This window comes from Streptomyces sp. NPDC127190, assembly GCF_042672505.1.
In the GTDB taxonomy this organism is placed as follows: domain Bacteria; phylum Actinomycetota; class Actinomycetes; order Streptomycetales; family Streptomycetaceae; genus Streptomyces.
The window spans coordinates 484,045-497,157 of record NZ_JBHXVE010000001.1 but is presented as its reverse complement, the minus strand read 5'-3'; the positions used below and the strand labels follow the sequence as shown (position 1 = coordinate 497,157).

Genomic DNA, 13,113 nt, shown 5'->3' with positions numbered 1-13,113 from the left:
TAAACAACAAAAACAAGACCCCAAATATCCAAAAACCAACGGATAACCCGAGTACCGGAGCTGAGCCCAACGCCCCGGACCCCGCCCCCACAACGGCCCCCCCCGGGGGAGTGATGCTCCCGGCCGTCACCGCGACGGCCGCCCCCATGCCCCAGGTGCAGACGATGGCTGTCGCCCACGACCACCACGAGCACCACCACCACCACGACCACGACCACGACCACCACGACCACCACGACAACGCCGACCACAAGGGCACCGGCGGCAACGGCGGCAACGGTGGTGCGGGCGGGGTCCTGGGCGGTAACGGCGGCAACGGCGGAAAGGGCACCACCACCGGCGGCAACGGCGGCAACGGCGGCGCCGGCGGGATCCAGGGCGGCAACGGCGGTAACGGCGGAACCGGCGGCACGACCGGCGGCAACGGCGGTACGGGCGGCACCGGTGGTGTCGTGGGCGGCAACGGCGGTACCGGCGGGAACGGCGGGACCACCGGCGGCAACGGCGGCAACGGCGGCGCCGGGGGGGTCGTGGGCGGCAACGGCGGCGACGGCGGCAACGGCGGCTGACCCGCACGGTACGGCGGCCCGGGCGGGCTCCAGCGCCCGCCCGGGCCGCCGTGTCCCTCCTCTCCCCAAGGACACCCCATGACCAGGAAACTCCGGCTCCGCGCGGCCCGTCTGCTGGCCGCCGCCGTCACCCTCGCCGCGGGCACCGGCTGTGCCGCCCGCGCCCTGCCGGCCCCCGCAGCGGCCGACCGCCCCGTCACCTCCGAGTGCGGCAACGGCGGCGCCGGCGGCCAGGGCGGCGACAGCGGCGCGAACGGCCGGCCCGGCAAGCCCGGCAAGCCCGGCAGCCCCGGCACCCACGCCTGCAACCGCTACGCCGACCTGCCCGACAAGCCGAAGGGCGACCTCACCCTCGCCGACAAGGTCCGCGTCGTGCTGGTCCTGCTGAACGGCGGCGCGACCGAGGCGCAGATCGCCCACAAGTACCGGATGTCCCCGCACGAGGTCGAGGCATGGAAACGGGCCTACCTCGACGACGACTGGGCCGTCCTCATGCGCCACACCTGAGAAACCGCCCACGCACCCCGACGAACCCCATGACCCCGATGAACACCCACGACAACCGACGAGCAGGAAGCACCATGAAGACCGAAACGCGCAGGAACTCGCTCACCGCGGCCGCCGCCATCGTCTTCCTCGCCGTGACCGGCGCGGCCGTCCCCGCCGGCACCGCCCTCGCGGCCCCGCTCGGGCACAGCAGCCCCGCGCACACCCACCACGACCGCGACCACGACCGGCACCACGACCACTCCCCTCACGACCGGCACGGGGACGACCACGGCTACTGCCGCCGCGGCGACGGCGGCAACGGGGGCAACGGCGGGGACGGCACGGGCAGCCCGCCGGTGTGTACGGCCCCGGGCCAGACCGGCACCGGTGGTGCGGGCGGGCGCGGCGGCCGGGGCAGCTGCGGCGGCCGGGACGGCCGTAACGGCAGCAGTGGCAGCGGGGGCGGCGGGGGCGGCGGGGCACCCTGCCCGGAGCCGCCCTCGACCTCGGGCACGGACGGCGGCAGCGACCACGCACCGCAGAACGGCTCCGCACCCTCGGCACCCTCGGATAACAGCGGCCACGGCGACTCCGCGCCGCCCGACCAGGGCAGCGACAGCGGCCACGGCAACCCCGCGCCGCCCCCCGACCAGGGCAGCGACAGCGGACCGGTCGTTTCCTAAAGGGCCTGGAGCCCCGTCAGGTTCTGTTCGGCCCAGACCGTCTTGCCGATCCGGTCGTGCCGGGTGCCCCAGCGGTCGGCGAGCTGGGCGACGAGCAGCAGGCCGCGCCCGCCCTCGTCGAAGATCCGGGCGCGCCGCATGTGCGGGGTGGTCCCGCTGGCGTCGTACACCTCGCAGATCAGGGTGGAGTTCTGATGGATCAGCCGGAGCCGGATGGGCGGACGGCCGTAGCGGATGGCGTTGGTGACCAGCTCGCTCACCATCAGCTCGGTGGTGAAGGCCGCCTCGCTGAGCCCCCAGGCGCTCAGCTGGTCGTCGGCGAGATGGCGGGCCCGGGAGACGACGGTCGGCTCGGGCGCCAGCTCCCAGGAGGCGACCCGGTCCTCGTGCAGTACCCGGGTGCGCGCCACCAGCAGGGCGATGTCGTCGTCGGGCCGATGGGTCAGCAGCTCGGTGAGCACGTGGTCGCAGACCGAGTCCAGGGTGCGGGCGGGCCGGCCGAGCGCGGCGAACATCTTGTCCAGCGCCTCGTCGATGTCGTGGTCGCGGGCCTCGAACAGGCCGTCCGTGTAGAGGGCGAGCACACTGCCCTCGGGCAGTTCGGTCTCGACGGCCTCGAACGGCAGCCCGCCGAGCCCCAGCGGCGGACCGGGGGGTACGTCGAGAAAGCGGACGGCGCCGTCGGGGGTGACCACGGCGGGCGGCGGATGGCCGGCCCGGGCCAGGGTGCAGCGCCGCGAGACCGGGTCGTACACCGCGTACAGGCAGGTGGTGCCGATGCCGCCGGCGGTCTCGGCGGCCGGGTCCGCGCTGCCCTCGTCGGCGGCCAGCCGCAGCACCAGGTCGTCCAGGTGGGTGAGCAGCTCGTCGGCGGGCAGATCGACGTCCGCCAGCGTGCGCACCGCCGTCCGCAGCCGGCCCATGGTCGCGGAGGCCCGGATGCCGTGCCCGACCACGTCCCCCACGACCAGCGCCACCCGCGCCCCGGACAGCGGGATCACATCGAACCAGTCGCCGCCCACCCCGGCCCGGGTGGCGGCCGGCAGATAGCGGGTGGCGATCTCCAGGGCGGCCTGGTCGGGCAGGGTGTGCGGGAGCAGGCTGCGCTGGAGGGCCATGGTGGTGGTGCGGGAGCGGGTGTGGGCGCGGGCCCGGTGGATGCCGGTGGCCGCGCGGGCCGTGAACTCCTCGGCCGCCCGCAGCTCCTCCGGGCCGAACGGCTCCCGCTGCGGACGCCGGCCGAACAGCGCGACGCCGAGCGTGCTGCCCTCGGCGAGCAGCGGTACGGCCAGCAGCGAGCGGGTGCCGGAGGCGCGCAGCCAGAGGGCGCCCGGGTCCAGCGCCGCCCACCCGGCGACGGCCGGGTCCGTGGTGTCGTACAGCAGCGGCGTACCGGCCGCCAGGCACTGGGCCGGCGGCGAGTCCGCCGGGCAGACGGTGGCCTCGCCGACCCCGGTGCCGTAGCCGGGCCGGTCCTCGTCCGGGACCGCGCGCAGGGCGGCGCGGCGCAGCACCACCTGGTCGGTCGGCGAGACGGGTTCGTCCTCGCCGAGCGGGGTGTCCAGCAGGTCGACGGCGATGACGTCGGCGAGCCGCGGGACGGTGACCTCGGCCAGCTCCTGCGCGGCCCGGGACTGGTCGGCCACCGTGCCGACGGGGGTGCCGGAGTCGGCGGGCGGCGCCTCCCCGGTCGCGGGGGCGGACAGGCAGACGGCCCGGACCCGGCCGCCGGCGTCCTTCAGCGGGGTGAGGACGGCGCTGCGGCCCAGGTCCGGACCGAGCCCGGCCGGCGCCTCCTGGGGCCGGCCGGACTCCAGCGCCTGCCGCATCGAGCGCTCGGTCTCCTCGCTCCCGGTGCCGGGCGCGATATGGGCGAGACGCAGTCCGCGCATCGCCGCCTCGGGCAGGGCGAGGGTGTGCTCCATCCGGCGGTTGGCCCGCACCAGCAGCAGATCGGCGTCGAAGATGGCGAGCGGGAAGGGGGACTGGAGGAAGGTCCACTCCTCCAGCGGTTCGCCGCGGGGCGGCTGGGCCCGGGCGGTGACGGCGCTGACCACCAGCCAGTCCGCGGCCCGGCGGTGGGCGAGCACGCCCAGTTCCAGCAGCCGGCCGTCGCGGTGGCGCAGCGGTACGGTGCCGTGCCAGCGCTGCCGGCCGGCCAGGACGCGCCGGGCCGCCGGACCGTCGGCGGCGAGCAGCGCGGTGGCGGGACGGCCGACGACCGCCGAGGAGTCGTAGCCGAGCAGCCGCCGCGCGCCCTCGCTCCAGCCGGTGAGGATCCCCTGCTCATCGATGGTGGCCGTGGCCGTGTACGTGGACTGTCGCTCCATCGCCGCTCATCTCGCCCTTGCTCGGCAGGCTCTCCACCCCCCAGCATGATCCGGGGCGCCGCTGAGCACCAACGCAGCGATCCACGGGCCGGCTATCCGTTGGCCAGGGCCTGCACCCGGTCCAGCGCGCCGTTGAACTTGTCGTGGTCACCGACGGTCGGGCCGGACGAGGTGTACTGCCACATCGTGTAGTACGACCATCCGGCGGGCAGGGTCCCCGGGTCCGTCGCGTAGCGGGCGATCCACAGCGGGTCGTTCGTGGCGAAGCCGCCGTAGTTGCCGGTGCACTGGCTCCACCAGCTGTAGGCCGTGTAGATCACCGGGTAACGGCTGGTGAGCGACTTGTAGGTGGTGACGAAGTCGGCGATCCAGCTGACCATCTGGCTCGCCGTCTTGCCGTAGCAGGCCGCCCCGTACGGGTTCCACTCGATGTCGAGGGCACCGGGCAGGGTCTTGCCGTCCTGGGACCAGCCCCCGCCGTGGCTGACGAAGTAGCTGGCCTGGGTGGCGCCGCTCGTGGTGTCCGGGGTGGCGAAGTGGTAGGAGCCGCGGATCATGCCGACGTTGTACGAGCCGTTGTACTGCTGGGCGAAGGACGGGTTCGTGTAGTAGGTGCCTTCCGTGGCCTTGACGTACGCCCAGCGCACCCCGCTGCCGTACAGCGTGGACCAGGCGACGTTGCCCTGGTACGCCGAGACGTCCACGCCCTCGGTCTGGGTGACCGAGGCGGGCGTGGCGGCACCCTTCCGGCCGTCATGGGCGAGCACACCCATGCCCATGTAGGCGGAGCCGCGGCTGGGCTTGGCCGCGGCCTGGGCGGAGGTGCCGGGCAGCGCGAGGGCGAGCGCCGTGAGCAGGGCGGTCAGCCCGGCTGTGAGAAGGAGGGCGCGCGGGGAGCGGGCGGGGCGGATGGAACCGGGTCTGTGCACGGGCATGACGTGCCTCCGGGTGTGAGGTGGGGGAGCACAATGTGGGGGGTCTCCCACTGGCGTGGGCATGCCATTGGTTGCTCGCTAAAGAAGCTACGCACGTAGATAGGGCGACGGAAGGGGGTCCGGCCACCGCCGTTGGTCTACGCCTGCGAAATACTGACCGAGCTGCGGCAATGGCGGCGTTTGACAGAAACTTTCAGGACCGCGAAACCGATCAGGGGTGCTGACGTGCACGAGGACGGAAACGGCGACGAACCACTCGGCGCCCGCCAGGTGACGCCCAGTGGTGCAGACCAGGAGTTCCTGGCGCTGGAGCGCGAGTTGACCGTGCTGCTCCGGCGCGCCCGGGCCAACCAGGGCGAGATGGCCCGGGAGGTCCACCCCGATCTGGAGTCCGCCGCCTACGGACTGCTCATCCGGCTGGACGAACAGGGCGGCCAGCGGGCCACGGAACTCGCCGGCTACATCGGCGTCGGCAAGGCCACCATGTCGCGCCAGCTGCGCGCCCTGGAGGAGCTGGGCCTGATCGCCCGCGAGCCCGACCCCGCCGACGGCCGCGCCTGGCTCGTCACCCTCACCGACGAGGGACGCCACCGCGTCGGCACGGTCCGCGAGGCCCGCCGCGCCCGCTACGTCAGCCAGCTCGCCCACTGGAACCGCACCGAGGTGGCGGAACTCGCCCGGCTGCTGCACCAGCTGAACCGGGTCATGGAGAAGTAGCCGCCGGGCTCACAGCTCGACGTACACCGCGGTCGCGTCGTCGTGCGTCTTGGCGCGGCCGAGGAACGCCCGCTCCTCGCGGTCCGCCGCCTCCAGCTCCCGCACCCGGTCCACCAGCGACCGGGCCCCCTCCTTGGCGAGGATGTCGAACAGGGCCGTCCAGTCGCCCTCGCGGAACAGCTCCGTCCAGCGGCTCGCGCCGTCCGTCAGCGCGGCCAGGGCGCGGACCTGCGCGCGGGGCACCGCGCCGGTCACCGCACGGGCGGCCACCGAGGGATCCGCGGCGGCCGTGAAGAAGCCGCCCTCCTTGTTGCGCAGCATGCTGTCGACCACGGCCGCGCTCGCGAGCGCCGAGCGGGGCAGCCGGGCCAGCCGGTCGTCCAGGACCGGGGTGACCGCACCCTGTGGCGACCGGAGCAGCAGCACCGCGTCGGACAGCACCAGGTACTCGACCAGGTCGGCGGACCAGCGGGCCAGGGCGACGGTCGCCTGCGGTGTCCGCGGGTGAGAAAGCTCACAGGTTTGAGCGTGGGCCTGGGCGGTGCGCTCGATCGCCCGGGAAAGAATCTCCGGCAGCGTCAGATCTCGCCCGGAAACGGTCAGTTCGGTCAGTGCGCCACCCAGGTGCGCGGTGAACCAGGGGACGGAATGCAGACAGCCCGTCTCGCCGCTGGGCGGCGGTGTCACCCCGTCCAGCACGATCACACAACCCCCCTGTCCGGAGGCGGGAAGTCCGACACAGGCGAAGTCCTCGTCGGGGCGGGCCGCGTCGCCCGGTTCCGAGACCAGATCAGTGCGCATTCGGCCAGTCTGCACGACCTCTTCACAGCGTGCGCCAAAGGCTGCGAAGCGTTGCCGAATGACCACGACCCCGCAGGTCAGCCGTCTGGTTTGGGAGGGAATGAGGCACTCCGGCAAGACGCGGTGGCGAATCCTGCCAAAGCCTGCCGCCCGCGTCCAACCGGCCCCCCGCGCAGGGGCCGTGCACGCGCCAGAGGAACTTGCCCGCCAACTCCCCTCCGATGTTCACTCCTTCGAGTGGCGGGTCAGGTGATGCACGACCACCGCCCACCGGCGCTGGGAGGGTCGGGAACCGTACGAACCGGGTGTACGCACCACTTGGCGCCGACATGACGGGCCGCCACCCGGGCCCTTGGGTAGACGAGTTACGGAATGCGAGCACCGGTGCAGATGAAGCGGCCTCGGCGCACAGGCAGGCAGACGGCCCCCGAGGGGACCGCCGAGCAGACCCCCGTGGGCACCGGCCGCCCCACTCATGTGCGCACCCGGCTGATCATCGCCGTCGCGGTGGTCGCCGCGGCCGTCGCCGGAGCCGGCGCGCCCGCACTGCTCACCGCCTCCGGGAACGTCAGCGACTCGCAGGACCTGGTGACCCTGGCCGCCCGCACCGAGGACGCCCTCGCCCTCGCCCACTCCCTCGCCGACGAGCGCGACGAGGTCACCTCCTACATCGCCGCGGGCCGCCCCCGCTCCAAGGCGCCCTCCGAGGACCGCAGCGCCCGCGTCGACCACGAGGTCGAGGACCTGCGCGCCGACCCCGACACCCCGGCGAGCCTGCGCGCCGACCTCGACGCCATCGAGCCGAACCGGCACGCGGCCCTCACCGGCAAGTCCACCGCCCTCCAGGCCCACCAGGCCTACTCGGCGATCATCACCGACCTGCACCGGCTCGCCGAGCAGCTCGCCGACCGGATGCCCCCGCGGGCCGGTTCCGGCGCCCATGCGCTCGCCGAACTGGACACCGCCGTCCAGCAGTCCGCCGCCGCCCGGGGGCTGCTGCTGGCCGCGCTGAACGTCCCCTCCACCACCCGCACGGTGATCAACCCCCTCACCGGCCTGCCCACCACCACCTCGCTGACCACCGAGGCGGACCGCAAGCAGCGCGACGCGCTCACCGCCGCCGCCCAGCAGGCCCGCGTCCGCGCCGACGCCGCACTCGCCGGCTTCCGCGCCACCGCCCCCAAGGCGGCCGTGGACTCCTACGCCTCCACCGTCACCGGCCCCGAGGTCAACTCGGCGGAGAAGTACCTGGCCACGCTCACCGACCAGCCCACCCTCGCCGACAGCGAGCTGACCACCAGCACCAAGAAGCTGGACGCGGCCCTGTCCGCCCGCGTCGACCTGATGCGCGGCGCCGAGTCCGCGCTCTACGACCACCGCACCAAGGACCTCGAAAAGCTCCGCGACGACGACGTCACCGCGCTGGAGGTCCGGGTCGCGGTCCTCGGCGTGCTGATGCTGGTGGCCGTGGGCATCGCCACGGCCATGGCCCGCACCCTGACCCGCCCGCTGTCCGTGCTGCGCCGCGGCTCGGCCCGGCTGGCGCAGTCCGAGCAGCCGACGGCCGAGGAGCCGATCGCCTTCACCGGCCGCAACGACGAGTTCGCCCAGGTCGTCCGCTCGGTCAACGCCCTGCACGCGCACGCGCTCGCCCTCCAGGAGCGGGTGACGACGCTGGAGACCGACCGCAAGCACCTGGTCGGCCAGCGGCAGAAGATGGCCGACGCCCGGGAGTCGCTGCGCGCGGAACTGGCCGACGTCGAGGCCCAGTTGCAGCGGCTGCGCACCAGCATCGGCGGCACCTTCGTCAACCTCGCCCTGCGCACCCTGGGCCTGGTCGAGCGCCAACTGGGGGTGATCGAGGGCCTGGAGGAGCGGGAGCAGGACCCCGACCGGCTGGCCACCCTCTTCAAGCTGGACCACTTCGCCACGGTCATGCGCCGGCACAGCGAGAACCTCCTGGTCCTCGCCGGGACCGAGCATGTGCAGCCGCACCACGGGCCGGTCCCGCTGGTCGACGTGGTCCGCGCCGCGGTCAGCGAGATCGAACGCTACGAGCGGGTCCGCATCGCCTCCCTGCCCCCGCACGCGCATGTGGCGGGCTTCGCGGCGGACGACCTCTCCCATCTGCTGGCGGAACTCATGGAGAACGCGACCTCGTTCTCCCCGCCGGACCTTCCCGTGGAGGTCTCCGGCTGGCTGCTGGAGTCCGGCGAGATCATGCTCTCCGTCCAGGACGAGGGCATCGGCGTCACCGAGGACCGCCTCGACCGCCTGAACTCCCGCCTCACCGACTTCGACCCCGAGTCCCCCTACGACCAGGAGGGCGAGGACGGTCTCGGCCTCGGCCTGTACGTCGTCGCCCGCCTCGCCCACCGCCATGGCGTCCGGGTACGGCTGCGCGAGCAGAAGCAGGGCGGCACCGCGGCGGTGGTGATCCTTCCGTCCACCCTGCTCGCGGAGGCCGCCCCGGCTTCGATCCCACCCCAGGCTTCCGCCCAGGGCACCCCCGTCTCCCTCCCCGGCGCCAACGCCGAAGCCAACTCCAACATCCTGCCCACCCGCCCCACACCCCCGACCCCGCTGCCCGCTGCGTCCGGCGGTTCGGCGGAGGGGCCGGCTGTGGAAGCCGACGGTGGGGCCGCGGATGAGTCCGTGGGTGAGTCGGCGGATGCTGTGGACGCCGTGGATGCCGAGGAGGCTGTCTCCGAGGGAGACCATGACTCCGCGGTCGGTGACGAGGGCCGGGCTCAGGATGAGCACGGGGCCGCGGCCGACGACGCGGGCTGGGCCGCGGGTGGACATCCGGAGGTGGGGGTCGAGGCGTATGCCGAGACCACGATGGAGCTGTTGCTCCCGGATCCCACCCCGCCGCAGGAGGCATCCGGCGAGCCCGCCGCTGACGGCGAAGGCGCCCCCGAGGGGCCGTCCGCGGCCGACGACGAAGGCCGTACGGACGGGGAGGCCGAGGAGCCGCTCACCAGCAAGGGCCTGCCCAAACGCACACCCAGGATCACCACCCCCGCCGAGGCCCCGCGCCAGCGGACCCGCTCGGTCGACGCCGAGGCCCTGCGCCGCAGGCTGGGCGGCTTCCGCCGGGGGGCGGAGGCCGGCTACCGCGACGTAGAAGCGCAGATCGAGGAAGAGACGGCCAACAACCGGCGGCCGTCCGATGTCGCACACGCCGAAGAAACCACGGGGGGTACAGCCGAGGAGGCAACCAGTTGACCGCGCCGAGTACCTACGGACTGAGCAGTGAAGCCCGCAATCTGCACTGGCTGCTGACCAACCTGGTCGAGGAGGTCCCCGGCATCCAGTCCGTCGCCGTGGTCTCCTCCGACGGCCTGCTCCTGCTCTCCTCCGACCCGGGCCACACCGAGCAGTCCCGCCAGGCCCTCCAGGAACGCAGGTCCGCCCCGGTGAAGGGCCCCCGCGGCTCCGCCGCCGACCTCGCCACGATCGTCTCCGGCATCGGCAGCCTCACCGTGGGCGCGGCCAGGCTGCTGGAGTTCGGCGGGGTCAAGCACACGATGGTCGCCATGGACGAGGGCAGCCTGTTCGTGATGTCGATCAGCGACGGCTCGCTGCTCGGCGTGCACGGCTCCGCCGAGTGCGACATGAGCGTGGTGGCCTACCACATGGCGCTGTTCGTCGGCCGGGCCGGCCATGTCCTCACCCCGGAACTCCGCACGGAACTCCGGCAGTCACTGGAGGCCGACACCGCCACCGGGACCGTCCGATGAGCGGCCGCCCGCCGAAGCTCCCCGTCCGCGGCGGCGACCGCAAGCCCGCCCGCGTCCGCCCCTACTCGCTCACCGGCGGCCGTACCCGCTTCGGCCATGTCCTCCTCGTGGAGACGTTCGTGGCCAGCACGGCAGCGCTCGACGCCCCCGAGGAGCGCAAGGAGCTGACGAACGGCTCGCTCAACACCCGGGTCATGCCGGAACTGCGGGCCATCGTCGAACTGTGCCGCCGTATGCGCACGGTGGCCGAGATCGCCGCGCTGCTGAAGATGCCGCTCGGCGTGGTCCGCGTCCTCCTGAGCGATCTCGCGGACCAGGGAAAGATCCGTGTGTACGGCACCGGAACCGGTCACGGCACCGGCCGCCCGGACCGCGCTCTGCTGGAAAGGGTGCTGAGTGGACTCCGCCGTCTCTGACGCCACCGTCGCCGACGCCACCGGCGTCACCCCGCTCGTCGCCGGCTTCACCGAGCCCGACGAGGATCTGAAGGCCTGGCAGAAGGACCGTACCCGGGCCCCCGTCGCCACCAAGATCGTGGTGGCCGGGGGCTTCGGCGTCGGCAAGACCACGCTGGTCGGGGCCGTCTCGGAGATCACGCCGCTCCAGACGGAGGCGCTGATGACCGAGGCGAGCGAGGGCACCGACGACCTCTCCGCCACGCCGGACAAGCTGACCACCACCGTGGCCATGGACTACGGCCGGATCACGCTCGACGACGACCTGGTGCTGTATCTGTTCGGCACACCGGGCCAGCAGCGGTTCTGGTTCATGTGGGACGACCTGGTGCGCGGTGCGATCGGCGCGGTCGTGCTGGCCGACACCCGTCGGCTGAAGGACTGTTTCCCCGCGCTGGACTACTTCGAGAGCTGCGGGCTGCCGTACGTCGTCGCGGTCAACCACTTCGACGGCAGCGAGCGGTTCGACCCGGAGGACGTCCGCGAGGCGTTGACCATACCCGCGCACATCCCAATCATGATCATGGATGCGCGGCGCCGGATCTCGGTGATCGAGACCCTGCTGTCCCTGGTCGCGCACGCTCTGGACGAAACCCCCGAGTAGTCCCGGAGCAGTCCCCGAGAAATCCCCGTAAGGAGCCCTCCCCCGTATGCGGAAGATACTCGTCGTCGGAGCCGGCCAGTCCGGACTCCAGCTCGCCCTCGGCCTCCAGTCGCACGGCTACGAGGTCACCCTGATGTCGAACCGGACCGCGGACGAGATCCGCTCCGGCCGGGTCATGTCCACGCAGTGCATGTTCGACACCGCCCTGGGGCACGAGCGCGATCTCCAGCTGAACTTCTGGGAGTCCCAGGCCCCGAAGATCGAAGGACTCGGCGTGTCGGTCGCGGCCCCCGGCTCGCACGACCCGGGCCCCACCCAGCGCGCGATCGACTGGGTGGGCCGGCTCGACGGGTACGCGCAGTCGGTCGACCAGCGGGTGAAGATGGCCGGCTGGATGGAGACCTTCGCGCAGCGCGGCGGCCAGCTGGTCATCCACGGCGCGGCGGTCGGCGACCTCGACTACTTCTCCCGCGCCTACGACCTCGTCCTGGTCGCCGCGGGCAAGGGCGAGCTGGTGTCGATGTTCGCCCGCGACCCGGAGCGCTCCCCGCACACCGAGCCGCAGCGCGCGCTGGCGGTGGCCTACGTCCACGGCCTGGGCCCCCGCCCCGAGCACCCCGATTTCCACGCGGTCCGCTGCAATGTGGTCCCCGGCGTCGGCGAGCTGTTCGTCATGCCGACGCTCACCACCTCCGGCCCGGCCGACATCCTCTTCTGGGAGGGCATACCCGGCGGCCCGCTGGACGTCTTCACCGGCGTCAAGGACCCCGCGGAGCACCTCTCCCTGACCCTGGAACTCATGGAGAAGTTCACCCCGTGGGAGTACGCGCGGGCCACCAGGGTCGAACTGACCGACGCGGGCGGCACGCTGGCCGGCCGCTACGCCCCGACCGTCCGCAACCCCGTCGGCCGGCTCCCCTCCGGCGGGCTGGTCCTCGGCGTGGCCGACGTGGTCGTGGCGAACGACCCGATCACCGGCCAGGGCTCCAACTCGGCGGCCAAGTGCGCGGCCGCCTACCTCGCCGCGATCCTGGAACACGGCGACAAGCCCTTCGACGAGGACTGGATGCGGGCCGCCTTCGACCGCTACTGGGCCACCGCCCAGCACGTCACCAAGTGGACGAACGCGATGCTGGCCCCGCCGCCGGAGCACGTCCTGAACCTCTTCGGCGCGGCCGGCGCGCTCCCGGCCGTCGCCGACCGCATCGCCAACGCCTTCGACGACCCGGCCGACTTCGAGGACTTCTTCTACGACCCGGAGAAGACGGCCGCCTACCTGGCGTCGGTCGCCGGAGCGTGACGGCCCTCTGACCTGGGCTCCGGCCGTCGTCGGCTGTCGTTGTCGGTCGACATCGGCCACCCTCGCACGGCCCACAGACGGCCCCGGCAGCACCGGGGCCGTCTCTAGGGGCACGCGAAGGACACGCCTTCGTGGGGCGCGAAGAGGGTGCACAGGAGCAAGATCAACGTTGCGATCTCCTTGACCAGTTGCAGCACCTCAGTCGCCCTCTCTGTGCGGGACTTGCGTGAGGGTCCGTCAGCTTTGGTTGTGTGCTGACAGGGGCAGCAGTAGGTACCCAATCCCCCCTGTGCATTGCATTGCAATGCACAGGGGGGTACGGTGGACGCATCTAAGGATGCGTTAGGGTGGGGCACCTCTCGGGGTCGCACATGATGTTCTCCTTGGTTAGAGCCAAGGCCGTGCGGCCGTTCAGGGAAGTTCGACGCACGGCTATTTGGCATTTTTGCACAACCTGCATGAGAGTAGCGCACTTGCTGCGCCATTC

12 protein-coding genes are annotated in these 13,113 nt (G+C 72.7%); 9 read left to right on the top strand and 3 right to left on the bottom strand.

All coding sequences use genetic code 11. From position 1 onward, the window contains the following. Nucleotides 1-164 precede the first annotated feature (164 nt). The 3 genes from ACFVIU_RS02190 (at nt 165) to ACFVIU_RS02180 (ending at nt 1,741) form a co-directional block, all read left to right on the top strand. The gene (locus tag ACFVIU_RS02190; protein WP_385840021.1) at nt 165-569 is read left to right on the top strand and encodes a hypothetical protein; all 405 of its coding nucleotides are present in this window, start codon (nt 165-167) and stop codon (nt 567-569) included. A 78-nt stretch (nt 570-647) separates the two neighbouring features. Further along, the gene (locus tag ACFVIU_RS02185) at nt 648-1,076 is read left to right on the top strand and encodes a hypothetical protein (protein ID WP_385840020.1); all 429 of its coding nucleotides are present in this window, start codon (nt 648-650) and stop codon (nt 1,074-1,076) included. A 74-nt stretch (nt 1,077-1,150) separates the two neighbouring features. Further along, entirely contained in the window at nt 1,151-1,741 is a 591-nt protein-coding gene (locus tag ACFVIU_RS02180; RefSeq protein ID WP_385840019.1) for a hypothetical protein, read from the top strand. Here ACFVIU_RS02180 and ACFVIU_RS02175 read toward each other — a convergent pair. Next, complete coding sequence (locus tag ACFVIU_RS02175) at nt 1,738-4,071, bottom strand: SpoIIE family protein phosphatase (protein ID WP_385840017.1); 2,334 nt, start codon at nt 4,069-4,071, stop codon at nt 1,738-1,740. The genes ACFVIU_RS02180 and ACFVIU_RS02175 overlap by 4 nt on opposite strands. Nucleotides 4,072-4,163: 92 nt before the next feature. Beyond that, nucleotides 4,164-5,006, bottom strand: a complete 843-nt coding sequence (locus ACFVIU_RS02170) for a lysozyme (protein ID WP_385840016.1) — start codon at nt 5,004-5,006, stop codon at nt 4,164-4,166. 225 nt (nt 5,007-5,231) lie between these two features. Between ACFVIU_RS02170 and ACFVIU_RS02165 the strand changes: the two genes are divergently transcribed. Then, on the top strand, nt 5,232-5,723 hold the full coding sequence (locus ACFVIU_RS02165; RefSeq protein WP_385840014.1) for a MarR family winged helix-turn-helix transcriptional regulator: 492 nt from the start codon (nt 5,232-5,234) through the stop codon (nt 5,721-5,723). 9 nt (nt 5,724-5,732) lie between these two features. Here ACFVIU_RS02165 and ACFVIU_RS02160 read toward each other — a convergent pair whose 3' ends face one another. Continuing rightward, nucleotides 5,733-6,524, bottom strand: coding sequence for a protein phosphatase 2C domain-containing protein (locus ACFVIU_RS02160; RefSeq protein ID WP_385840013.1), 792 nt, complete (start codon nt 6,522-6,524; stop codon nt 5,733-5,735). Nucleotides 6,525-6,908: 384 nt separating this feature from the next. On the opposite strand from ACFVIU_RS02160, the gene ACFVIU_RS02155 reads away from it, so the two are divergent. Genes ACFVIU_RS02155 through ACFVIU_RS02135 form a run of 5 tightly spaced genes read left to right on the top strand, consistent with a single transcriptional unit; the run spans nt 6,909 to nt 12,626 of the window. Further along, nucleotides 6,909-9,752, top strand: coding sequence for a nitrate- and nitrite sensing domain-containing protein (locus tag ACFVIU_RS02155; RefSeq protein WP_385840319.1), 2,844 nt, complete (start codon nt 6,909-6,911; stop codon nt 9,750-9,752). Next, nucleotides 9,749-10,267, top strand: a complete 519-nt coding sequence (locus ACFVIU_RS02150) for a roadblock/LC7 domain-containing protein (protein WP_385840012.1) — start codon at nt 9,749-9,751, stop codon at nt 10,265-10,267. Before ACFVIU_RS02155 ends, ACFVIU_RS02150 begins: the two co-directional genes overlap by 4 nt. After that, nucleotides 10,264-10,683, top strand: coding sequence for a DUF742 domain-containing protein (locus ACFVIU_RS02145; RefSeq protein WP_385840010.1), 420 nt, complete (start codon nt 10,264-10,266; stop codon nt 10,681-10,683). The genes ACFVIU_RS02150 and ACFVIU_RS02145 overlap by 4 nt, the downstream gene beginning before the upstream one ends. After that, nucleotides 10,664-11,326, top strand: coding sequence for an ATP/GTP-binding protein (locus tag ACFVIU_RS02140; RefSeq protein ID WP_385840009.1), 663 nt, complete (start codon nt 10,664-10,666; stop codon nt 11,324-11,326). The genes ACFVIU_RS02145 and ACFVIU_RS02140 overlap by 20 nt, the downstream gene beginning before the upstream one ends. Before the next feature lie 46 nt (nt 11,327-11,372). Further along, nucleotides 11,373-12,626 carry a styrene monooxygenase/indole monooxygenase family protein gene (locus ACFVIU_RS02135; RefSeq protein WP_385840008.1) on the top strand — a complete coding sequence of 418 codons (1,254 nt, stop codon included), beginning with the start codon at nt 11,373-11,375 and terminating at the stop codon, nt 12,624-12,626. Nucleotides 12,627-13,113: the final 487 nt, after the last annotated feature.